Consider the following 23,655-nt stretch of genomic DNA (forward strand, 5'->3'; position numbering starts at 1 on the left):
TGTTTCGCAATTTATTGAACCCCGATCACACCATATGCCACCTTTCTGGTCGATGGCATTACGCGGTGTATGTTATAAAAATGTAGCAATAAAGGCGTTTGTACCTGAAAAGATGAAGATTCTGCATAGCGCGATTTACGCAACAGGAATAGACTGAACACCAGACTCTATCAAAGATGCTAAAGGTTATTTATGACTCAACAGCCACAAGCCAAATACCGTCACGATTATCGTGCGCCGGATTACCAGATTACTGATATTGACTTGACCTTTGACCTGGACGCGCAAAAGACGGTCGTTACCGCGGTCAGCCAGGCTGTCCGTCATGGTGCATCAGATGCTCCGCTTCGTCTTGATGGCGAAGATCTTAAACTGGTTTCTGTTCATATTAATGATGAGCCGTGGACCGCCTGGAAAGAAGAAGAGGGCGCACTGGTCATCAGTAATTTGCCGGAGCGTTTTACGCTTAAGATCGTTAATGAAATTAGCCCGGCGACGAATACCGCGCTGGAAGGGCTTTATCAGTCAGGCGATGCGCTTTGCACTCAGTGTGAAGCCGAAGGTTTCCGCCATATTACGTATTATCTTGACCGCCCGGACGTACTGGCGCGTTTTACCACCAAAATTATTGCCGATAAAACCAAATATCCCTTCCTGCTTTCCAACGGTAACCGCGTTGCGCAAGGCGAACTGGAAAACGGACGTCACTGGGTACAGTGGCAGGACCCGTTCCCGAAACCATGCTACCTGTTTGCGCTGGTGGCAGGCGACTTTGATGTACTGCGCGACACCTTTACCACGCGTTCTGGTCGCGAAGTAGCACTGGAGCTGTACGTCGATCGCGGCAACCTTGATCGCGCGCCGTGGGCGATGACCTCGCTGAAAAACTCAATGAAATGGGATGAAGAGCGCTTCGGCCTGGAGTATGACCTCGACATCTATATGATCGTCGCGGTGGATTTCTTCAATATGGGCGCAATGGAGAATAAGGGTCTGAATATCTTTAACTCCAAATATGTGCTGGCCCGCACCGATACCGCCACCGACAAAGATTACCTCGATATTGAACGCGTTATCGGCCATGAATATTTCCATAACTGGACCGGTAACCGAGTGACCTGCCGCGACTGGTTCCAGCTCAGCCTGAAAGAAGGTTTAACCGTCTTCCGCGATCAGGAATTCAGCTCTGACCTTGGTTCTCGCGCGGTAAACCGTATCAACAACGTGCGTACCATGCGCGGATTGCAGTTTGCGGAAGACGCCAGCCCGATGGCGCACCCGATCCGCCCGGATATGGTCATTGAGATGAACAACTTCTACACCCTGACCGTTTACGAGAAGGGCGCGGAAGTGATTCGCATGATCCACACCCTGCTGGGCGAAGAAAACTTCCAGAAAGGGATGCAGCTCTATTTCGAGCGCCATGATGGCAGCGCGGCAACCTGCGACGATTTTGTTCAGGCAATGGAAGATGCGTCAAATGTCGATCTCTCCCATTTCCGCCGTTGGTACAGCCAGTCCGGTACGCCGGTTGTGACCGTCAAAGACGACTACAATCCGGAAACCGAGCAGTACACCCTGACCATCAGCCAGCGCACGCCAGCCACGCCGGATCAGGAAGAAAAACAGCCGCTGCATATTCCGTTTGCCATCGAATTGTATGACAACGAAGGCAAAGTGATCCCGTTGCAGAAAGGCGGTCATCCGGTGAATTCGGTGCTGAACGTCACCCAGGCTGAACAGACCTTTGTTTTTGATAATGTCTACTTCCAGCCGGTGCCTGCGCTGTTGTGCGAATTCTCTGCGCCAGTGAAACTGGAATATAAGTGGAGCGATCAGCAACTGACCTTCCTGATGCGTCATGCGCGTAATGATTTCTCCCGCTGGGATGCGGCGCAAAGCCTGCTGGCAACCTACATCAAGCTCAACGTCGCCCGTCATCAGCAAGGGCAGCCGCTGTCTCTGCCGGTGCATGTGGCTGATGCTTTCCGCGCGGTACTGCTTGATGAGAAGATTGATCCGGCACTGGCGGCAGAAATCCTGACGCTGCCTTCCGTCAATGAAATGGCAGAACTGTTCGATATCATCGACCCGATTGCTATTGCTGAAGTACGCGAAGCACTCACTCGTACTCTGGCGACTGAACTGGCGGATGAGCTACTGGCTATTTACAACGCGAATTACCAGAGCGAGTACCGTGTTGAGCATGAAGATATTGCAAAACGCACTCTGCGTAATGCCTGCCTGCGCTTCCTTGCTTTTGGTGAAACGCATCTGGCTGACGTGCTGGTGAGCAAGCAATACCATGAAGCAAACAATATGACCGATGCGCTGGCAGCGCTTTCTGCGGCGGTTGCTGCACAGCTGCCTTGCCGTGACGCGCTGATGCAGGAATACGACGACAAGTGGCATCAGGATGGTCTGGTGATGGATAAATGGTTTATCCTGCAAGCCACCAGCCCGGCGGCGAATGTGCTGGAGACGGTGCGTGGCCTGTTGCAGCATCGCTCATTTACCATGAGCAACCCGAACCGTATTCGTTCGTTGATTGGCGCGTTTGCGGGCAGCAACCCGGCAGCGTTCCATGCTGAAGATGGCAGCGGTTACCAGTTCCTGGTGGAAATGCTTACCGACCTCAACAGCCGTAACCCGCAGGTGGCTTCGCGCCTGATTGAGCCGCTGATTCGCCTGAAACGTTATGATGCCAAACGTCAGGAGAAAATGCGCGCGGCGCTGGAACAGTTGAAAGGGCTGGAAAATCTCTCTGGCGATCTGTACGAGAAGATAACTAAAGCACTGGCTTGATACTTTTGAGCCAAAATGCCGGATGCGACGCTTGACGCGTCTTATCAGGCCTACAAGTCCGTTGAAAATGCTGGTTTTGTAGGCTGGATAAGGCGTTCACGCCGCATCCGGCAGCCGTGCCCAAATGCCTGATGCGACGCTTGACGCGTCTTATCAGGCCTACAATCCGTTGAAACTGCTGGTTTTGTGCGCCACATCCGGCATATTAACCATGACGCCGAATCGGTTGTTCAGAGTGCCCACGCTGCATCACCCGTTGCAACACTTCCGCTTCCAGCTCCGCTAATCGCACCGACCCTAACCGGCGCGGACGGGGGATATCCACCGTCAAATCCAGACCAATTTTTCCCTCTTCAATTAATAACACCCGGTCCGCCATTGCTACCGCTTCGCTCACATCATGCGTCACCAACAGTACGGTAAAGCCGTGCTCCTGCCAAAGTGACACAATCAAATCCTGCATCTCGAGCCGAGTCAGGGCGTCCAGCGCCCCGAGCGGTTCATCAAGCAATAATAAACCTGGTCGATGAATCAACGCTCTTGCCAGCGCCACACGCTGTTTCTGCCCGCCAGAAAGTGCGGCAGGCCATTCCCGCGCGCGATTCTCCAGCCCTACCGCAGCCAGCGCCCGACGCGCGGCATCGCGCCACTGACCTTGAAGGCCTAGCCCAACGTTATCAATCACCGATTTCCACGGCAGCAGACGCGCATCCTGAAACATCATTCGCGTGTCTTCCTGAATCTGAGCCAGCGGTGTGGAACCCGCTAACACATCGCCAGCGGTTGGCGTTTCCAGACCTGCCAGCAGGCGCAGCAAGGTACTTTTGCCACCACCGCTGCGGCCCACCACCGCCACAAACTGACCTGCCGGAATATGTAAATCCAGTTGGTTCAGGACGATATTTTCTGCGTAATGTTTGCTTACTGCATTGAGCAACAATGGTGTGCCCTGGTTCAGACGAGCAGTATTCATACCGTGGCCTCCTTCAAATGATAAGCCGGGTTCCAGCGCAACCAGAGGCGCTCTAACAGCTGCGCGCTGACGTCAGCAAGTTTGCCGAGCAGGGCGTAAAGAATAATAGCGACAACCACCACGTCCGTTTGCAGAAACTCCCGCGCATTCATCGCCAGATAACCAATGCCGGAATTGGCAGAAATAGTTTCGGCAACGATCAGTGTCAGCCACATCAGGCCCAACGCAAAACGCACGCCGACCATAATTGAGGGCAGGGCGCCAGGCAGGATCACATGGATAAACAGCGGTATGCCGGATAATCCATAGCTACGCGCCATCTCCACCAGCCCGCGATCGATATTACGGATGCCATGCCAGGTGTTGATATAAATGGGGAATAGCGTGCCAAGCGCCACCAGAAAGATTTTTGCGGATTCATCAATGCCAAACCACAAAATCACCAGCGGGATCAGCGCCAGATGCGGCACGTTGCGCAACATCTGAATTGAGGTATCCAGCAGCCGTTCTCCCCAGCGCGACAGCCCGCTAATCAGTCCCAGAATCAAGCCCAGCGATCCGCCAATTGAAAAGCCAATGAGCGCCCGCCAGGAGCTGATCGCCAGATGCTGCCACAATTCGCCGCTGGCGGAGAGCGTCCAGAACGCCATCACTACCCCTTCCGGTGAGGGCAAAATACGCGTCGACAGCCAGCCAACTGAGGAGGCCAGTTGCCACACCGCCACGATGCCCACCGGTAAAAACCAGGGGGCAACGCGCAATAACCACTTTTTCACTGGCGTTGCCATCATTTTGTTCCTTAGCTTTGCGCGACTTTACGGGGGATAAATTCATTTGCCACCGCTTCGCCTTGCGGATTCAGCGGCTGCGGCTGGGGAATTTCCGGGATGGCGACATCCAGATGCGGGAACAGCAACTCGCCAACCCGATACGCTTCTTCCAGATGCGGGTAGCCCGAAAGCACAAAACTGTCGATGCCAAGTGCAGCGTATTCGTTGATTCGCGCGGCGACCGTCGGACCATCGCCCACCAGCGCCGTCCCGGCACCGCCGCGGACTAAGCCAACGCCCGCCCATAAATTGGGGCTGATCTCCAGATTGTCGCGCTTGCCGTTATGTAACGCCGCCATCCGCTGTTGTCCTACGGAATCCGTCCGGGCGAATGCGGCCTGTGCTTTGGCGATAGTCTCATCATCAAGATGCGAGATTAACCGCTCGGCGGCCTGCCACGCTTCGTCGCTGGTTTCACGAACAATCACATGCAGACGAATACCGAAACGAATTTTGCGTCCATGCGCGGCAGCTTTCTCCCGCACTTGTTCGATTTTCTCTTTAACCAGTTCCGGCGGTTCGCCCCAGGTAAGGTAGAAATCTACTTGTTCTGCCGCCAGCTCCTGCGCGACATCTGACGATCCGCCAAAGTAAAGCGGAGGATACGGCTGTTGAATCGGCGGGAAGAGTAGTTTGGCTCCGCGCACATGAATATGTTTACCGTTGAAATTGACGGTTTCCCCCAGCAATAAGCGCCGCCAGACCTGGGTAAATTCCGCCGAGGCTTCGTAGCGCTCGCGATGATCAAGGAACACGCCGTCGCCTGCCAGCTCTTGTGGATCGCTGCCTGTGACCAGATTAAACAACGCACGACCATTCGAGAGACGGTCAAGCGTGGCGGCCTGGCGGGCGGCAACGGTAGGAGAGGTTACGCTGGGACGCAGGGCGACAAGAAACTTCAGCCGTTGCGTCACCGGGATCATCGACGCGGCAACCAGCCACGCATCTTCGCAGGAGCGCCCCGTTGGGATCAGCACGCCGGTATAGCCCAGACGATCCGCTGCTTGCGCAATTTGTTGCAGATAACCGTGATCAACCGGGCGTGAACCTTCTTCCGTTCCCAGATAATGCCCGTCACCGTGGGTTGGTAAAAACCAGAACATATTCAGACTCATAATTGTTTTCCTTCCAGTTGAGTGGGCTGCCAGATACGCTGGCGAATATCGACTTTTTTCGGCATCAGACGGTTTTCATAAAACAGATCTGCCGTTTGCTGCTGTAAGGCGGCAACCTCGGCGTTAACCGGTTTGATGGTGGTAGGGGGGCGATGATCTAAATAAGAGGCAATCACCGGCGTTGGTAAGCCCATCGTTTTTGCCAGTAAAGCGATGCTTTGCTCGCGCTGGCTGCGGGTTAACGCATCGGCCTCACTAAAGGTTGCCAGTACGCCCTGAATAAAAGCGCCGTTTTTTTCTGCATACGGACGGGCAGCCAGATAAAACGATCCGGTTTGATTGAGATCGGTACCGTCTTTTAGCACCCGCACGCCGCCCTGTAATAATGCAGCGGAGTAGTAGGGATCCCAGATAGCCCATGCGTCGACGTTACCTTGCTGGAACGCGGCGCGAGCATCGGCAGGCGTCAGGTAAGTGGGCTGGATATCCGTGAATTTAAGCCCGGCCTGGCGTAGTGCGCGTAGTAAAAGATTGTGCGAGCTGGAACCTTTCTGAAAGGCAACTTTGTGACCTTTAAGATCGGCTACGGTTTTGATCGGGCTGTTTTCTGGCACCAGAATCACTTCGGCTTTGGGCTTCGGCGGCTCGACGCCCACGTACACCAAATCAGCCCCGGCAGCCTGGGCAAAGATTGGCGGAATATCTCCGGTACTGCCGAGATCAATACTGCCAACGTTTAACGCCTCCAGCATCTGTGGGCCAGCGGGGAACTCCACCCAGGAGATTTTGGTTTGCGGATAGCGTTTTTCCAGTAACTGGTGGCTTTTTGCCAGCACCATACCAATACTGCCTTTCTGATAGCCTATACGTAACGCTTCAGGAGAGGATTCTGCAGCAACCGCAATCGTAGAGACGCTAAGTAATCCCGCCAGCGCCAGTTGAATGATGTTACGCATGGGCATTACCTCGCAGAGACAGAAGATCGGGAACCTGAATATCGCGGCGGTGCAGCGCCTGCCAGAAAGTTTCCAGCGCGGTATCAAGACGGGTTTGCAGATTTGGCGTGAACTGCGGCTTGTGGTGGTAATCAATCACCTGTGAGTCATCGGCAAACACGCCGTGCAGGATCTCCTGGGCTTTCAGCGCACTTAAAACTGGCTTAAGGGCATAATCGACCGCCAGCAGATGGGCCACCGTACCGCCCGTCGCCAGCGGTAGCACCACTTTGCCTTGCAACGCACGTTCTGGCAGTAGGTCGAGCAGGGTTTTCAGCGCACCGGAATAGGCGGCTTTATACACAGGCGTGGCGACAATCAGCCCATCGGCCTGTTGCAGCTGTTCGGTGAAGGTTTTGAGTGCCGGACTATCGAAACGAGCATAAAGTAGATCTTCCGGGGCGAAGTTTTGCAGATTCCAGTGATAAACCTCTACATCCAGGCCATTTAGTTTTTCCCGCGCATATTCCAGCAAGGAGCTGGAACGAGAAGGAAAGCGAGGACTACCCGCCAGGGTGATGACACGCATACTCTCTCCTTATAACCAATTGTTCTTGTTTTGTTAACATTGATAACAATTCGGTCAGTCTGACAGAGGGCGTCCGCGAGTCGAAATGATTTATCTGAGGAAGAAAAGCCAAAAAAAGCATAAAAAAAGCGCAATAAGAAAACGTTTGCTATTTATTGCCACAGGTCAATTCCCTTTTGGTCCGAACTCGCACATAATACGCCCCCGGTTTGCACACCGGGAATCCAGGAGAGTTCATGTACTACCCCTTCGTTCGTAAAGCCCTTTTCCAGCTCGATCCAGAGCGCGCTCATGAGTTTACTTTTCAGCAATTACGCCGTATTACAGGAACGCCGTTTGAAGCACTGGTGCGGCAGAAAGTGCCTGCGAAACCTGTTAACTGCATGGGCCTGACGTTTAAAAATCCGCTTGGTCTGGCAGCCGGTCTTGATAAAGACGGGGAGTGCATTGACGCGTTAGGCGCGATGGGATTTGGATCGATCGAGATCGGTACCGTCACGCCACGTCCACAGCCAGGTAATGACAAGCCGCGTCTCTTTCGTCTGGTAGATGCCGAAGGTTTGATCAACCGTATGGGCTTTAATAATCTTGGCGTTGATAACCTCGTAGAGAACGTAAAAAAAGCCCATTATGATGGCGTCCTGGGTATTAACATCGGCAAAAATAAAGATACGCCGGTGGAGCAGGGTAAAGATGACTATCTGATTTGTATGGAAAAAATCTATGCTTATGCGGGATATATCGCCATCAATATTTCATCGCCGAATACACCGGGATTACGTACTCTGCAATATGGCGAAGCGCTGGATGATCTCTTAACCGCGATTAAAAATAAGCAAAATGATTTGCAAGCGATGCACCATAAATATGTGCCGATCGCAGTGAAGATCGCGCCGGATCTTTCTGAAGAAGAATTGATCCAGGTTGCCGATAGTTTAGTTCGCCATAATATTGATGGCGTTATTGCAACCAATACCACACTCGATCGTTCTCTGGTTCAGGGAATGAAAAATTGTGATCAAACCGGTGGCTTAAGTGGTCGTCCGCTTCAGTTAAAAAGCACCGAAATTATTCGCCGTTTATCACAGGAATTAAATGGTCGCTTACCGATCATCGGTGTTGGCGGCATCGACTCGGTTATCGCTGCGCGTGAAAAGATTGCTGCGGGGGCCTCACTGGTGCAAATTTATTCTGGTTTTATTTTTAAAGGTCCGCCGCTGATTAAAGAAATCGTTACCCATATCTAATTATTTCTTCGAATTCCTCTTTATAAGATAATCAGGGCTTTATTTTCAGCCCTGGTTGTTTTATATTCATCGCTGTTGCTTATTTAGACATTTTGTACTTTTATTGTTGAGGTTATTAAGCGAAGCGACAATGGATTGTGTTGCTGCGGTTTTATAGGGTAGGGGAGAGGCAAATGCGAATTAAACCAGACGATAACTGGCGTTGGTATTACGATGAAGAGCACGATCGAATGATGCTCGATTTAGCCAATGGTATGCTATTTCGCTCACGTTTTGCGCGCAAAATGTTGACTCCAGATGCCTTTTCTCCCGCAGGCTTTTGCGTTGACGACGCCGCGCTCTATTTCTCATTTGAAGAAAAATGCCGCGATTATAATTTATCTAAAGAACAAAAAGCCGAACTGGTGCTGAATGCACTGGTAGCAATTCGTTATCTCAAACCGCAAATGCCGAAAAGCTGGCATTTTGTTTCCCATGGTGAAATGTGGGTGCCCATGCCGGGCGATGCGGCCTGCGTTTGGTTGAGCGACACTCACGAGCAAGTCAATTTGCTGGTCGTTGAATCTGGCGAAAATGCCGCACTATGCCTGCTGGCACAACCCTGCGTTGTTATTGCGGGTCGCGCGATGCAGCTGGGCGACGCCATCAAAATCATGAACGACAGGCTGAAACCGCAGGTTAATGTTGACAGCTTCAGCCTCGAACAGGCAGTCTAACGCGTCAGCTTAAGCGCAGTCTTCGGTACACAGCTACAGCAAAGAATGGTGCCATCATCGCCCATTGCTGATTTTTTCAGCGGCGTGACTTCGCCTTCTAAAAGCTGAACACGGCAACTTCCACAAATGCCCGCGCGGCAAGAATAAGGGATACGAATTCCCTGATTTTCTAATTGCTCCAGCAACACCTGCTGGTTATTTCCACGAAATGCCTGTCCCTGCCAGTCAATATCTACATTTGCGTCCGGTTGTTGCGTGATGTTGACGGTATCATCAGCGGCGGCTGCGCCGTAAATTTTAGCCGGAGCCGTTGCCAGAATTTCCACCTCATCGCCAACGCGAATTACGCCGCTATTACGGGCAATTAAATTCTGGCCAAAATCGACATCGCCGTTATCCTGGGCAGTGCGGAAAGATTGCAATGTTTTTAATGGTTCGCCTGCCGGATGTTTTTGCCCTTTTTCTGGGCTGACGGTGGTGAAAATACAGCGGCTACAAGGTTTAACCACATCAAACACCACATCACCAATACGAATCACTTTCCAACTATCTTCTTCCCAGGCTGACGCGCCGGAAACCACCAGATTGGGGCGGAATTGCTCCATTTTTACACTGGCCGGACAACGTTGTTGGAGATCACGTAACGAGGCTTCGTTAGCAAGAAGGTAAGGATAGCCATCAGCAAATGACAGGGGTACAGTGTTGTGGCGTTTCACGCGCCGCGTCATTTGTGGCCCCACCCAGCGCAACTGCACTTCGCGGGAGAAAAATCCACTTAGCCATTTGTTGATCGCGTCTGGCGCAATTCGCGCGGTAAAATGTGTGCCCCAAACTTCGGTTGGTGCGTCTTGTGTGGCGAAATCAGCAAAACGAACATATGCGCTACTGCCATCTGGTGCGGTGAGATGCAAGCCATCATGCACGGGTGAAGGAGTAAACCGTATCATTTGCGGAAACTGGCGAGCGGTAATAAACGTACCGTCAGGTTCCGTGATCATAAAGATGCGATCGAAGGCCAGACCACTGACATCTGCCAGGGCATGTGTAAGACCAATGCCGCGCATCGATTTAACAGGATGAATAAAAAGCCGGGTTAATGTCGCCACGGTGCGGTCCTCAAATGAAAATAAGCCCTCAACTTTATGACATGACGCGCTTATTAGCTATAATGCGCAACAATTTTCTTAGCGCCTGTCCCATTAGGCTATTTTATTTGTCAGTTTGGCCCTGGGTTGTGCTCGAAATCCTCACGTACTTGTGTACGCTCCGGTTTCTCCGCGCTGTCCATGTCCAGACTGACTGCAACAATTACGCCTACTGCGGTAGGCTCTTAGAGTAAAAGTGACGATATGAATTCTCTGTTTGCCAGTACGGCCCGTGGGCTGGAAGAGCTGTTAAAAACTGAACTGGAAAACCTGGGGGCCGTTGAATGCCAGGTGGTTCAGGGTGGGGTCCATTTCAAGGGCGACACACGGCTTGTTTACCAGAGCCTGATGTGGAGCCGCCTGGCCTCGCGTATTATGTTGCCGCTGGGCGAGTGTAAGGTTTACAGCGATTTAGACCTCTATCTCGGTGTTCAGGCGATCAACTGGACAGAGATGTTTAATCCTGGTGCGACCTTCGCTGTCCACTTCAGTGGTTTGAATGACACCATCCGCAACAGTCAGTACGGTGCGATGAAAGTGAAAGACGCGATCGTCGATGCTTTCACGCGGAAAAATCTGCCGCGTCCAAATGTTGATCGCGATGCGTCGGATATCCGCGTTAACGTCTGGCTGCATAAAGAAACTGCCAGTATCGCCCTTGATCTCAGTGGTGATGGTTTACATCTGCGTGGCTATCGCGATCGTGCTGGTATTGCGCCGATCAAAGAAACCCTGGCAGCCGCGATTGTGATGCGATCCGGCTGGCAGCCAGGAACACCGCTGCTCGATCCAATGTGTGGTTCCGGTACGTTGCTGATTGAAGCAGCGATGCTGGCGACCGATCGCGCACCTGGCTTGCACCGTGGGCGTTGGGGCTTTAGCGGCTGGGCACAGCATGATGAAGCTATCTGGCAGGAAGTGAAAGCGGAAGCGCAAACTCGCGCCCGTAAAGGCCTGGCTGAGTATAGCTCTCATTTTTACGGTTCGGACAGCGACGCACGGGTGATTCAACGTGCGCGCACTAACGCCCGTCTTGCGGGGATTGGTGAACTGATCACCTTTGAGGTGAAAGATGTCGCGCAACTGACCAATCCGCTGCCGAAAGGGCCGTACGGTACAGTGTTGAGCAACCCGCCATACGGTGAACGTCTGGACAGCGAACCGGCGCTGATTGCGCTACATAGTCTGCTGGGCCGAATCATGAAAAACCAGTTCGGTGGCTGGAATCTCTCTTTGTTTAGTGCCTCGCCGGATCTGCTCAGCTGCCTGCAGCTGCGTGCAGACAAACAGTACAAGGCGAAAAACGGCCCGCTGGACTGCGTACAGAAAAATTACCACGTTGCCGAAAGCACTCCAGACAGCAAACCGGCGATGGTAGCGGAAGACTACGCTAACCGCCTGCGTAAGAACCTCAAAAAATTCGAGAAGTGGGCTCACCAGGAAGGGATTGAATGTTACCGCCTGTATGACGCCGATCTGCCGGAATATAACGTTGCCGTTGATCGTTATGCCGACTGGGTGGTGGTGCAGGAGTATGCGCCGCCAAAAACTATTGATGCGCACAAAGCGCGTCAGCGTCTGTTCGATATTATCGCTGCAACCATTTCGGTACTGGGGATTGCGCCAAACAAACTGGTGCTGAAAACCCGTGAACGCCAGAAGGGCAAAAATCAGTACCAGAAACTGGGCGAGAAGGGCGAGTTTCTCGAAGTCACCGAATATAACGCTCACTTGTGGGTGAACCTGACGGATTACCTCGATACCGGTCTGTTCCTCGATCACCGTATCGCCCGTCGTATGCTCGGTCAGATGAGCAAAGGCAAAGATTTCCTCAACCTGTTCTCTTATACCGGCAGCGCCACCGTGCACGCGGGATTAGGCGGTGCACGCAGCACTACCACCGTGGATATGTCGCGTACTTATCTGGAGTGGGCAGAACGCAACCTGCGTCTGAATGGCCTAACCGGGCGTGCGCATCGCCTGATTCAGGCCGATTGCCTGGCGTGGCTGCGTGAGGCAAATGAACAGTTCGATCTGATCTTTATCGATCCGCCAACCTTCTCTAACTCAAAACGAATGGAAGATGCGTTTGATGTTCAGCGCGATCATCTGGCGCTGATGAAAGATTTGAAACGTCTGCTGCGTGCTGGTGGGACGATCATGTTCTCAAACAACAAACGTGGCTTCCGTATGGATCTTGACGGACTGGCAAAACTGGGACTGAAAGCACAAGAAATTACGCAAAAAACGCTCTCCCAGGATTTCGCCCGTAACCGCCAGATCCACAACTGCTGGCTGATTACCGCAGCCTGAAAGGAATAGTAATGTCATTAATCAGTATGCATGGCGCATGGCTGTCGTTCAGCGACGCGCCGCTTCTCGATAACGCAGAACTGCATATCGAAGATAACGAACGTGTTTGTCTGGTAGGCCGTAACGGCGCAGGCAAATCGACGTTAATGAAAATCCTCAACCGTGAACAGGGGCTGGATGACGGTCGCATTATTTACGAGCAAGATTTGATTGTCGCTCGTCTGCAACAGGATCCGCCGCGTAACGTTGAGGGTAGCGTTTATGATTTCGTTGCCGAAGGCATTGAAGAACAAGCGGAATACCTGAAGCGGTATCACGATATTTCGCGCCTGGTGATGAACGACCCGAGCGAGAAAAATCTCAACGAACTGGCAAAAGTTCAGGAACAGTTGGATCACCACAACCTGTGGCAGCTGGAAAACCTCATCAACGAAGTGCTGGCGCAACTGGGGTTAGATCCTAACGTTGCGCTGTCGTCGCTTTCCGGCGGCTGGTTGCGTAAAGCGGCATTAGGACGCGCGCTGGTGAGCAATCCGCGCGTATTGCTGCTCGACGAACCGACTAACCACCTGGATATCGAAACCATCGACTGGCTGGAAGGATTCCTTAAAACCTTCAATGGGACGATAATTTTCATCTCCCACGACCGTTCGTTTATCCGCAATATGGCGACGCGCATTGTTGATCTCGATCGCGGCAAACTTGTGACCTATCCAGGGAATTACGACCAGTACCTGCTGGAAAAAGAAGAAGCTCTGCGTGTGGAAGAACTACAAAATGCCGAGTTCGATCGCAAACTGGCGCAGGAAGAGGTGTGGATCCGCCAGGGGATCAAAGCACGCCGTACCCGTAATGAAGGCCGCATACGCGCCCTGAAAGCAATGCGTCGCGAGCGTGGCGAACGTCGCGAAGTGATGGGTACCGCAAAGATGCAGGTGGAAGAGGCCAGCCGCTCCGGTAAGATCGTTTTCGAAATGGAAGACGTTTGCTACCAGGTCGACGGTAAGCAACTGGTGAAAGATTTTTCTGCCCAGGTTCTACGTGGCGACAAAATTGCCCTGATTGGTCCGAATGGATGCGGCAAAACCACGCTGCTGAAACTGATGCTCGGTCAGCTTCAGGCGGACAGCGGGCGTATTCACGTTGGCACCAAACTGGAAGTGGCTTATTTCGATCAGCACCGTGCGGAACTGGATCCCGATAAAACGGTGATGGATAACCTTGCTGAAGGTAAGCAAGAGGTGATGGTTAACGGCAAGCCACGCCATGTTTTGGGCTATTTGCAGGACTTCCTGTTCCATCCGAAACGGGCGATGACGCCGGTACGTGCGCTTTCTGGCGGTGAGCGTAACCGCTTGTTGTTGGCGCGTTTGTTCCTCAAACCAAGCAACTTATTGATTCTTGACGAACCGACCAACGATCTTGATGTTGAAACGCTGGAACTGCTGGAAGAACTGATCGACAGCTACCAGGGCACGGTATTGCTGGTGAGCCACGATCGTCAGTTTGTCGATAACACCGTTACAGAATGCTGGATCTTCGAAGGCGGCGGTAAAATTGGTCGTTATGTTGGCGGTTATCATGATGCCCGTGGTCAGCAAGAACAGTATGTGGCGCTCAAACAGCCTGCGGTGAAAAAAACCGAAGAAGCCGCCGCGCCAAAAGCAGAAACTGTAAAACGCAGCAGTAGCAAATTAAGCTATAAATTGCAGCGTGAACTGGAGCAGCTACCGCAATTGCTCGAAGATCTGGAGGCGAAGCTGGAAGCCCTACAGACGCAGGTGGCGGATGCTTCCTTCTTCAGTCAGCCGCATGAGCAGACGCAAAAAGTGCTCGCTGATATGGCTGCTGCAGAGCAGGAGCTGGAGCAAGCCTTTGAACGCTGGGAGTATCTTGAAGCGTTAAAAAATGGTGGCTGATCGCAAAATAGTCGATTTAAACAGAGACAGCTGACAACGGTAAAATTGCCTGATGAACTGGGTTAATCAGGCATGAAAACCAACACTTTGTTAGTCATCTGTAAAATAGCGCATCATTAAGGAGTACCAATGTGCGAACATCATCATGCCGCGAAGCACATCCTGTGCTCGCAGTGTGACATGCTGGTGGCGTTACCGCGCCTTGAGCATGGTCAGAAAGCGGCATGTCCCCGGTGTGGCACAACGTTAACCGTGGCGTGGGATGCCCCTCGGCAGCGTCCCACCGCCTATGCGTTGGCTGCACTGTTCATGCTGTTGCTGTCCAACTTGTTTCCTTTTGTGAATATGAACGTTGCGGGAGTCACCAGTGAAATTACATTACTGGAAATTCCCGGCGTGCTTTTTTCTGAGGACTACGCCAGCCTCGGCACCTTTTTCCTGTTGTTTGTGCAACTGGTTCCCGCGTTTTGTCTGATAACCATTCTGTTACTGGTGAATCGCGCGGAATTACCGGTCCGTTTAAAAGAGCAACTGGCACGAGTGCTTTTTCAACTCAAAACCTGGGGAATGGCGGAGATTTTCCTCGCGGGTGTGCTGGTCAGTTTCGTTAAACTGATGGCCTACGGCAGCATTGGTGTCGGCAGTAGCTTTCTCCCCTGGTGTTTATTTTGTGTCCTGCAACTGCGCGCCTTTCAGTGCGTTGATCGTCGCTGGTTGTGGGACGATATCGCCCCGATGCCAGCACTGCGCCAGCCGCTAAAACCTGGCGTCACGGGGATACGTCAGGGGTTACGTTCGTGCTCCTGTTGTACGGCAATCCTTCCTGCTGATGAACCCGTATGCCCGCGCTGTGGTACTAAAGGGTACGTTCGGCGTAGAAACAGCCTGCAATGGACACTCGCGCTGCTTGTAACGTCCATCATGCTGTATCTTCCGGCTAATATTTTGCCCATCATGGTGACGGATTTATTAGGTTCGAAGATGCCATCGACGATTCTCGCTGGGGTCATCCTGTTATGGAGCGAAGGATCTTATCCCGTCGCTGCGGTTATCTTTCTGGCCAGTATTATGGTGCCAACGTTAAAGATGATCGCCATAGCGTGGCTGTGCTGGGATGCCAAAGGGCATGGCAAGCGCGACAGTGAAAGAATGCATTTGATTTATGAAGTTGTTGAGTTTGTAGGCCGCTGGTCGATGATTGACGTTTTCGTTATCGCGGTGCTCTCGGCGCTGGTGCGTATGGGAGGTTTAATGAGTATTTATCCGGCAATGGGTGCATTAATGTTTGCTTTAGTCGTCATAATGACAATGTTTTCTGCTATGACGTTTGACCCGCGTTTGTCGTGGGATCGTCAACCTGAATCAGAGCATGAGGAGTCCTGACAGTATGGAATCTAATAATGGGGAAGCCAAAATCCAGAAAGTGAAGAACTGGTCTCCCGTGTGGATATTTCCTATCGTCACGGCGCTCATTGGGGCCTGGGTTCTTTTTTATCATTACAGCCATCAGGGACCGGAAGTGACCCTGATCACCGCGAATGCGGAAGGAATTGAAGGTGGCAAAACCACCATTAAAAGCCGTAGCGTTGACGTCGGCGTGGTTGAAAGCGCCACACTGGCTGATGATTTGACGCACGTTGAAATCAAAGCGCGGCTGAATTCCGGTATGGAAAAATTGCTGCATAAAGATACCGTCTTTTGGGTGGTGAAACCGCAGATTGGTCGAGAAGGGATTAGCGGCCTGGGAACGCTGCTGTCTGGGGTTTATATCGAACTGCAGCCAGGCGCGAAAGGCAGCAAAATGGATAAATACGATTTGCTGGACTCGCCACCGTTGGCCCCGCCTGATGCGAAAGGTATCCGTGTGATTCTCGATAGCAAAAAAGCCGGGCAGCTCTCGCCAGGAGATCCCGTGCTGTTCCGTGGCTATCGGGTAGGTTCGGTTGAAACCAGCACCTTCGATACGCAAAAACGCAATATCAGCTATCAACTGTTCATCAATGCACCTTATGACCGACTGGTGACCAGCAATGTTCGCTTCTGGAAAGATAGTGGCATTGCGGTTGATTTGACGTCAGCGGGAATGCGTGTGGAGATGGGCTCATTGACAACGCTGCTTAGTGGCGGTGTCAGCTTTGATGTGCCGGAAGGTCTGGATTTAGGGCAGCCAGTGGCACCGAAAACAGCTTTCGTTTTGTATGATGATCAGAAGAGCATTCAGGATTCGTTGTACACCGATCACATTGATTATCTGATGTTCTTTAAAGATTCGGTACGCGGTCTGCAACCGGGAGCTCCGGTAGAATTCCGGGGTATTCGCCTGGGTACCGTAAGCAAAGTGCCATTCTTTGCGCCGAATATGCGTCAGACATTTAACGATGATTACCGTATTCCGGTACTGATTCGTATCGAGCCAGAGCGGCTGAAAATGCAGCTTGGCGAAAATGCGGATGTTGTTGAGCACCTTGGCGAATTGTTGAAACGTGGTTTACGCGGATCGCTGAAAACCGGAAACCTGGTCACTGGCGCACTGTATGTTGATCTCGATTTCTATCCAAATACGCCTGCAATAACCGGTATTCGTGAATTTAATGGTTATCAGATTATCCCGACCGTTAGCGGCGGTCTGGCGCAAATCCAGCAACGACTGATGGAAGCGTTGGATAAGATCAACAAACTGCCATTGAATCCGATGATTGAACAGGCAACCAGTACGCTTTCTGAAAGTCAGCGCACAATGAAAAACCTGCAAACGACGCTGGATAGCATGAACAAGATCCTCGCCAGCCAGTCGATGCAGCAGTTACCGACGGATATGCAGTCAACGTTGCGTGAATTGAATCGCAGCATGCAGGGATTCCAGCCTGGCTCCGCAGCCTACAACAAGATGGTGGCGGATATGCAGCGACTTGATCAGGTGTTGCGAGAACTGCAACCGGTGCTGAAAACGCTCAACGAGAAGAGTAACGCGCTGGTATTTGAAGCGAAGGACAAAAAAGATCCAGAGCCGAAGAGGGCGAAACAATGAAAAAGTGGCTAGTGACTATTGCGGCACTGTGGCTGGCCGGATGCAGCTCCGGCGAAATTAATAAAAACTATTACCAGTTACCTGTGGTGCAGAGCGGTACACAAAGTACCGCCAGCCAGGGTAATCGCCTGTTATGGGTAGTGCAGGTCGCTGTTCCTGACTATCTGGCCGGAAATGGTGTGGTTTATCAAACGAGTGATGTGAAGTATGTGATTGCCAACAACAACTTGTGGGCCAGCCCGTTGGATCAACAGTTGCGCAACACCCTGGTTGCCAACCTGAGCACGCAACTGCCCGGCTGGGTGGTTGCCTCCCAGCCTCTGGGAAGCGCCCAGGATACGCTCAATGTTACCGTAACGGAGTTTAACGGGCGATATGATGGCAAGGTCATTGTCAGTGGTGAGTGGCTGTTGAACCACCAGGGACAACTGATCAAACGTCCGTTCCGTCTGGAAGGGGTGCAAACGCAGGATGGTTACGATGAAATGGTTAAAGTGCTGGCCAGTGTCTGGAGTCAGGAAGCCGCTTCTATTGCGCAAGAGATAAAGCGTCTACCGTAATCATAAAGATTTGTAAATATAACCGTCTCCGGTATGTTGCCTGAGGCGGTTTTTTTGTTTCTAACTTGCGGAAAAAGTTGTTCCTCTTCACATTTTTTGTACAACCGACATGCCCGTGTAGCTCACAAATATGACAGTGGCGTGAATTTTGCGCATTGACGGCAGTTATGATTCGCGGTATTGCTTAACTGTGATTGCACATTTAGTAATCACTGTTTTCTTTTCCACCAGAAACCAGTATGAGGGAAACGAGGCATGAAGAGACAAAAACGAGATCGCCTGGAACGGGCACATCAACGTGGTTATCAGGCCGGCATAGCCGGACGCTCAAAAGAAATGTGTCCCTATCAGACGCTGAATCAAAGGTCACAATGGCTGGGAGGCTGGCGAGAAGCCATGGCGGACAGGGTAGTAATGGCCTGATTCTGTCTCTTTAAAAAGAAACCTCCGCATTGCGGAGGTTTCGCCTTTTGATACTCTGTCTGATTGTAATCAGAAGGCTGACGTATCCTGGAACAGACCGACTTTCAGGTCGCTGGCGGTATAGATCAGACGACCATCAACCAGCACTTCGCCATCTGCCAGACCCATAATCAGACGACGATTAACAATGCGTTTAAAGTGAATACGGTAGGTCACTTTTTTCGCTGTCGGCAATACCTGACCAGTGAATTTAACTTCGCCAACGCCCAGCGCGCGGCCTTTACCTTCGCCGCCCAGCCAGCCGAGGTAGAACCCTACCAGCTGCCACATTGCGTCCAGGCCCAGGCATCCCGGCATAACCGGATCGCCAATGAAGTGGCATCCGAAGAACCATAGATCCGGATTGATATCCAGTTCTGCTTCAACATACCCTTTGTCGAAGTTACCACCCGTTTCGGTCATTTTGACCACACGGTCCATCATCAGCATGTTCGGTGCTGGCAATTGCGGGCCTTTAGCGCCAAACAGTTCACCGCGACCAGAGGCAAGAAGGTCTTCTTTTGTATAGGATTCGCGTTTATCTACCATGTTCTCTGTAAGCCTTATTTTATTGAAGCACGCAGGATAGCTAACACGTGTACGCTGAACAAGTCCGATCAGTTCGGAATAAACCAGTTCAGCCAACGTAATGGCCATGGAAAACGGTGACGTCCTTCCTGTTGCGATGCTTGCGCGATACGTTCCTGGATGGTTTGCATCAGCGTCGTTTGGCCTTCGCCATCCCACACCAGATTTAATAATAACGGCAGTGCGTCAGTCACATCGTCTACTGCCCAGATGGTGAATTTACCTTCTTCTACCGCTTTCACCAGTTCACTGTGAAGACTTAAATGGCGAACGTTAGCTGTGGGGATAATGACACCTTGTTTCCCCGTTAACTCACGTTGCTGGCAAATAGCAAAGAAGCCTTCGATTTTCTCATTTAAACCACCGACCGGCTGGGCGCGACCGAACTGATCGACTGAACCTGTGATAGCGATACTCTGATTCACCGGCACATCGGCGAGGGCGCTTATCAGGGCGCAGAGTTCAGCCATCGAGGCACTATCGCCATCCACTTCACTGTATGACTGCTCAAATGTCAGCGATGCTGAGAAGGGGATCTGTTGCTCAAGCTGTAGTTCCGACATCAGGAACGCCTGCATGATCATCATCCCTTTCGCATGGATATTGCCGCCAAGCTCCGCTTTGCGTTCGATGTCGGTGAATTCACCATCGCCAATATGCACAACGCAGCTAATGCGAGAAGGTTCGCCAAAAGCGCGTGGATGACCCGGAAATTCAATGACCGAAAGGGCGTTAATTTGCCCGATGCGTTCGCCTTCGGTTTCAATCAGGATTTGCTCCTGAAGGATCTCATCCTGCATGCGTTCAGCGAGGAAACCTTCACGCCATTCACGCTGCTGCAGCATTAAGTTTAGCTGCTCGCCGGAGAAGGTGTCGCCATCGCACAGGGAGGCGACCTCTTTACACTGGCGGAGGATCCACTGCGGGCTAAGCGGAAGTGTTTCTTGTTCACCGGTGTAGCGTGCTGCTTCGCGGATAAGTACCGGCCAGGCATCCGCTCCCGGTGCAGGTAAGTGATTATGTCTGGCGGTTAATGTCACCCAGCGACACCACTGGCTTACTGACTCCGCATCGACAATCTGCAGAGTGTCTTCAAATTCGCTATAAATAGCCTGCTCTGAAAGCTCTGGTTCCATCTCCTGGAAATCAGCCAATGATTCGCGTTCGCCTACCAGAATGACTTTCAGCTTCAATGGCATCGAAGGCACTGAGACGGGGAGAGGGCGCGACTCATCAAACGCAACCCAGTCAAAACGCTCGCGGTTAACGATATTTTTCAGCCGCATCCACAGCAGAGGTTGCGCCAGCAGTGTACGCAAAGAGATGATGAGAATACCGCCATTTGCCTGATGCACCAGACCTGGCTGCAGGGTAATGTCGCCATTAAACTGGCGCAGGCAGCCAAAGAGTTGTTCCGCTTCTACCCAGTCGGCAGCGACAACTTGCGTTAAAGTCGCAAAATTATCATCTGCACTCACTGCGTTACGTAAGCGGATGGTGTGCCCGGAAACCTCATAGTGACCGCCCACCAGTTGGCCTGCATCGCTTTGTAGCGCATGCGCGGCATCGGCAATAAGATTCAGATACTCAGACTCTTCCGGGGCCTTCGCCAGCATAAAAGAGGAGGATGCTCGGGTATGCAGCAACTGCTCCAGCGCAAATTGCAGTCGCGGTTGAGTATCACTGAATAAAGGATCGTTTTCGTCAATCAAATGTGGCTGAGCAAATATTTCCTGATAGCTATCGGTATCAGGAACCAGGTCACGCCATGCAAGTTTCGTAATGGTCAAAGTTGATGTTTTTTAGTCTGTTGTCAAAGCTGCGATTATACCGTAACCGGCACTACAGCACACGTAGAAAGCACCGACAATACTCCTGGCATGGGCGTTAAAGCTCACAGGATGGAGATTCTTTTCTTCACTGGCCGAAAAAGCTGATATTCTGTAAAGAGTTACACGGTAACATTGAGATCGCTATGAAATATCAACAACTTGAAAATCTTGAAAGCGGTTGGAAATGGAAGTATCTGGTGAAGAAGCATCGCGAAGGGGAGTTAATCACCCGTTACATAGAAGCCAGTGCCGCCCAGGAAGCCGTCGATGTGTTGCTCTCGCTGGAAAATGAACCCGTGCTGGTAAATGGCTGGATTGACAAGCATATGAATCCGGAACTGGTCAATCGCATGAAGCAAACCATTCGGGCCAGACGGAAGCGCCATTTTAATGCGGAACACCAGCATACGCGCAAAAAATCGATCGATCTGGAATTTATTGTCTGGCAACGTCTGGCTGGTCTTGCGCAGCGTCGCGGTAAAACGCTTTCTGAAACGATTGTTCAGCTGATTGAAGATGCGGAAAACAAAGAGAAATACGCGAATAAAATGTCTTCTTTGAAGCAGGATCTGCAGGCATTGCTGGGTAAGGAATAACTGACGAAAGTCAGTTCAATTTACGCAAGGCGAAAAAAAACCCCGCAGCAGCGGGGTTTTTCTACCAGACGAGAACTTAAGCCTGCGGCTGAGTTACAACGTCTTTGATACCTTTAACTTCGATCTCTACGCGACGATCCGGAGCCAGGCAGTCGATCAGTGCAGCACGCTGTTTCACGTTGTCACAGGTGTTGCCAGTAACCGGGTTGGATTCGCCCATACCACGTGCGGAGATCTTGTCTGCCGGGATACCTTTAGAGATCAGGTAATCAACAACAGACTGAGCACGACGTTCGGACAGACCCTGGTTGTAAGCGTCAGAACCGATGCGGTCGGTGTAACCCAGAACAACTACGGAACCGTCTTTCGGATCCAGGTTGCTCAGCTGGCTGTACAGCTGATCCAGAGCAGCCTGACCTTCCGGTTTCAGGGTTGCTTTGTTGAAGTTGAACAGAACGTCAGACTTCAGAGTGAAGTGCTTGGTCTGTACTTCCGGAGCCGGAGCTGGAGCCGGAGCAACTACTGGAGCTGCTTCGCCCTGACCGAAACGGTAGGAAACACCCAGGCTCAGCAGGCCGTTGTCCGGACGAGTACCGATGGTGTGTGCGTCACCGATGTTGTTGGTCCACTGGTATTCCAGACGGGTAGCGATTTCAGGAGTGATCGCGTACTCAACACCGCCAGCGAAGACCGGAGAAACGCCGGTGTCGTGGTCTTTAAAGGATGCGCCACCAGGTACGTTAGCCTTGGTGTCTGCACGCCATACCATACCACCCAGACGAGTGTAGATGTCCAGATCGTCAGTGATTGGGTAACCCAGTTTAGCGGTCAGCTGAACGCCCTGAGCTTTGTATGCGCCGTTGATGTTGTCGCCTTTGTACGGCATACGACCTAACCAGTCGTAACCCATTTCAAAGCCAACATACGGGTTAACCTGGTAACCACCAAAAGCACCTGCACCCAGTTGGTTTTCGTGGGTCGGACCATTGTTGTCGATGAAACCAGTGTCATGGTACTGGGACCAGCCCAGTTTAGCACCAGTGTACCAGGTGTTATCTTTCGGAGCGGCCTGCGCTACGGTAGCGAAACCAGCCAGTGCCACTGCAATCGCGATAGCTGTCTTTTTCATTTTTTGCGCCTCGTTATCATCCAAAATACGCCATGAATATCTCCAACGAGATAACACGGTTAAATCCTTCACCGGGGGATCTGCTCAATATTAACTCTACCGATATCTTCGGCTTATGCCGAGCACCCCTGGCGATGTAAAGTCTACAACGTAGTTGAAAACTTACAAGTGTGAACTCCGTCAGGCATATGAAAAAAAGTCTTGTATAAGGTACGTTTAATCTTTTTTGTCAGCGACAATTTACAGAAGAAAATCGCGGAAACCGCTTCAGACAAGCCTCTGCAAGGAAAATTAGTCACGACTGAAAGCATTGGCTGGGCGACAAAAAAAGTTCCAGGATTAATCCTAAATTTACTTAATGATACAAATTAGAGTGAATTTTTAGCCCGGAAAGTTGTCTCGTTGCGTGAGAGGATGCGCTTACCGGACGCATAATAAACCCCATAGCGTTACCTTCATTTGCCGCATCAACAAGTTCAGCATGCTCTTCTTCAGTCAAATCATCTGCCAACCAACCGATCACCACACTGTAATTGCCCGTGCGTAAAGCGCGAACCATTGACTCCACGGTGTGGCAAGGGGAGAGCTGGCTAATCTGCATCACTTTTGTTAAGGATAGCCCAGATGCCTGAACCCATTCCCGACTCAGTTTTTGTTGCGGTGTTAACCAGAGTTGCCAGCGCGATTGCTGACCGAGTTGCTGTAACAATGGCAACAGTAGAAGTTGCGTCATCATGGGCTGATCTTCGCGATAGACAACTTCACTGATAAGCCCGGCTGTAGTGTTTTCCGTAGAGACACGCGCAATTTTACTTGCTGCGGATGAGAACGACGAAGAACGATGTGCATAGCCTGAAGTGTACATAATCAATC

The 23,655-nt window shown here is 51.6% G+C and carries 20 protein-coding genes; 10 read left to right on the plus strand and 10 right to left on the minus strand.

The features are described from left to right. Window positions 1-192: 192 nt before the first annotated feature. Window positions 193-2,805 carry an aminopeptidase N gene (gene pepN, locus ACJHYR_RS06970; RefSeq protein ID WP_072837503.1) on the plus strand — a complete coding sequence of 871 codons (2,613 nt, stop codon included), beginning with the start codon at window positions 193-195 and terminating at the stop codon, window positions 2,803-2,805. 205 nt (window positions 2,806-3,010) lie between these two features. On the opposite strand, the gene ssuB is transcribed toward pepN, so the two are convergent. From ssuB to ssuE, 5 genes are read right to left on the minus strand one after another with little or no spacing between them, the layout of a single operon-like run. Next, window positions 3,011-3,778 carry an aliphatic sulfonates ABC transporter ATP-binding protein gene (gene ssuB, locus ACJHYR_RS06975; protein ID WP_001090481.1) on the minus strand — a complete coding sequence of 256 codons (768 nt, stop codon included), beginning with the start codon at window positions 3,776-3,778 and terminating at the stop codon, window positions 3,011-3,013. Further along, window positions 3,775-4,566 carry an aliphatic sulfonate ABC transporter permease SsuC gene (gene ssuC / locus ACJHYR_RS06980; protein ID WP_000235189.1) on the minus strand — a complete coding sequence of 264 codons (792 nt, stop codon included), beginning with the start codon at window positions 4,564-4,566 and terminating at the stop codon, window positions 3,775-3,777. Before ssuC ends, ssuB begins: the two co-directional genes overlap by 4 nt. 11 nt (window positions 4,567-4,577) lie before the next feature. Continuing rightward, window positions 4,578-5,723 (minus strand): FMNH2-dependent alkanesulfonate monooxygenase, encoded by a 1,146-nt coding sequence (gene ssuD, locus ACJHYR_RS06985; protein ID WP_072837504.1) that lies wholly within the window; start codon window positions 5,721-5,723, stop codon window positions 4,578-4,580. Further along, complete coding sequence (gene ssuA, locus ACJHYR_RS06990; protein WP_001244355.1) at window positions 5,720-6,679, minus strand: aliphatic sulfonate ABC transporter substrate-binding protein SsuA; 960 nt, start codon at window positions 6,677-6,679, stop codon at window positions 5,720-5,722. The genes ssuD and ssuA overlap by 4 nt, the downstream gene beginning before the upstream one ends. Continuing rightward, window positions 6,672-7,247, minus strand: coding sequence for an NADPH-dependent FMN reductase (gene ssuE, locus ACJHYR_RS06995; protein WP_001263931.1), 576 nt, complete (start codon window positions 7,245-7,247; stop codon window positions 6,672-6,674). Before ssuE ends, ssuA begins: the two co-directional genes overlap by 8 nt. Before the next feature lie 236 nt (window positions 7,248-7,483). Between ssuE and pyrD the strand changes: the two genes are divergently transcribed. Beyond that, window positions 7,484-8,494, plus strand: coding sequence for a quinone-dependent dihydroorotate dehydrogenase (gene pyrD / locus ACJHYR_RS07000; RefSeq protein WP_001305914.1), 1,011 nt, complete (start codon window positions 7,484-7,486; stop codon window positions 8,492-8,494). Between the two features lie 173 nt (window positions 8,495-8,667). Further along, complete coding sequence (gene zapC, locus ACJHYR_RS07005; protein WP_001305913.1) at window positions 8,668-9,210, plus strand: cell division protein ZapC; 543 nt, start codon at window positions 8,668-8,670, stop codon at window positions 9,208-9,210. Here zapC and ycbX read toward each other — a convergent pair. Further along, window positions 9,207-10,316 carry a 6-N-hydroxylaminopurine resistance protein YcbX gene (ycbX, locus tag ACJHYR_RS07010; protein ID WP_072837505.1) on the minus strand — a complete coding sequence of 370 codons (1,110 nt, stop codon included), beginning with the start codon at window positions 10,314-10,316 and terminating at the stop codon, window positions 9,207-9,209. The genes zapC and ycbX overlap by 4 nt on opposite strands. Window positions 10,317-10,559: 243 nt before the next feature. On the opposite strand from ycbX, the gene rlmKL reads away from it, so the two are divergent. The 6 genes from rlmKL to rmf all read left to right on the plus strand — a co-directional run bounded on the left by rlmKL (window position 10,560) and on the right by rmf (window position 18,598). Beyond that, window positions 10,560-12,668, plus strand: coding sequence for a bifunctional 23S rRNA (guanine(2069)-N(7))-methyltransferase RlmK/23S rRNA (guanine(2445)-N(2))-methyltransferase RlmL (gene rlmKL, locus ACJHYR_RS07015; RefSeq protein ID WP_059327868.1), 2,109 nt, complete (start codon window positions 10,560-10,562; stop codon window positions 12,666-12,668). Between the two features lie 11 nt (window positions 12,669-12,679). Then, window positions 12,680-14,587, plus strand: a complete 1,908-nt coding sequence (locus ACJHYR_RS07020; RefSeq protein WP_072837506.1) for an ABC transporter ATP-binding protein — start codon at window positions 12,680-12,682, stop codon at window positions 14,585-14,587. Between the two features lie 129 nt (window positions 14,588-14,716). Beyond that, entirely contained in the window at window positions 14,717-15,970 is a 1,254-nt protein-coding gene (gene pqiA, locus ACJHYR_RS07025; protein WP_000333164.1) for a membrane integrity-associated transporter subunit PqiA, read from the plus strand. Window positions 15,971-15,974: 4 nt separating this feature from the next. Further along, window positions 15,975-17,615 carry an intermembrane transport protein PqiB gene (gene pqiB, locus ACJHYR_RS07030; protein WP_000445541.1) on the plus strand — a complete coding sequence of 547 codons (1,641 nt, stop codon included), beginning with the start codon at window positions 15,975-15,977 and terminating at the stop codon, window positions 17,613-17,615. Next, on the plus strand, window positions 17,612-18,175 hold the full coding sequence (gene pqiC, locus ACJHYR_RS07035; RefSeq protein WP_000759128.1) for a membrane integrity-associated transporter subunit PqiC: 564 nt from the start codon (window positions 17,612-17,614) through the stop codon (window positions 18,173-18,175). Before pqiB ends, pqiC begins: the two co-directional genes overlap by 4 nt. A 255-nt stretch (window positions 18,176-18,430) precedes the next feature. Continuing rightward, a complete protein-coding gene (gene rmf / locus ACJHYR_RS07040) occupies window positions 18,431-18,598 on the plus strand; it encodes a ribosome modulation factor (protein ID WP_000828648.1) in 168 nt (55 codons plus the stop codon). 69 nt (window positions 18,599-18,667) lie between these two features. On the opposite strand, the gene fabA is transcribed toward rmf, so the two are convergent. Both fabA and ACJHYR_RS07050 read right to left on the minus strand, forming a co-directional pair. After that, window positions 18,668-19,186, minus strand: coding sequence for a bifunctional 3-hydroxydecanoyl-ACP dehydratase/trans-2-decenoyl-ACP isomerase (gene fabA / locus ACJHYR_RS07045; protein WP_000227927.1), 519 nt, complete (start codon window positions 19,184-19,186; stop codon window positions 18,668-18,670). Between the two features lie 68 nt (window positions 19,187-19,254). Continuing rightward, a complete protein-coding gene (locus ACJHYR_RS07050) occupies window positions 19,255-21,015 on the minus strand; it encodes a Lon protease family protein (protein WP_001586869.1) in 1,761 nt (586 codons plus the stop codon). A 185-nt stretch (window positions 21,016-21,200) separates the two neighbouring features. On the opposite strand from ACJHYR_RS07050, the gene matP reads away from it, so the two are divergent. Then, the gene (matP, locus tag ACJHYR_RS07055) at window positions 21,201-21,653 is read left to right on the plus strand and encodes a macrodomain Ter protein MatP (protein WP_000877161.1); all 453 of its coding nucleotides are present in this window, start codon (window positions 21,201-21,203) and stop codon (window positions 21,651-21,653) included. Window positions 21,654-21,729: 76 nt separating this feature from the next. On the opposite strand, the gene ompA is transcribed toward matP, so the two are convergent. Further along, the gene (gene ompA / locus ACJHYR_RS07060) at window positions 21,730-22,782 is read right to left on the minus strand and encodes a porin OmpA (protein WP_001305912.1); all 1,053 of its coding nucleotides are present in this window, start codon (window positions 22,780-22,782) and stop codon (window positions 21,730-21,732) included. A 355-nt stretch (window positions 22,783-23,137) separates the two neighbouring features. Next, window positions 23,138-23,647 (minus strand): SOS-induced cell division inhibitor SulA, encoded by a 510-nt coding sequence (sulA, locus tag ACJHYR_RS07065; protein WP_059327871.1) that lies wholly within the window; start codon window positions 23,645-23,647, stop codon window positions 23,138-23,140. Between the last annotated feature and the right edge of the window lie 8 nt (window positions 23,648-23,655).

This window comes from Escherichia sp. WS1450, from assembly GCF_046487395.1.
Lineage (GTDB): Bacteria > Pseudomonadota > Gammaproteobacteria > Enterobacterales > Enterobacteriaceae > Escherichia > Escherichia coli.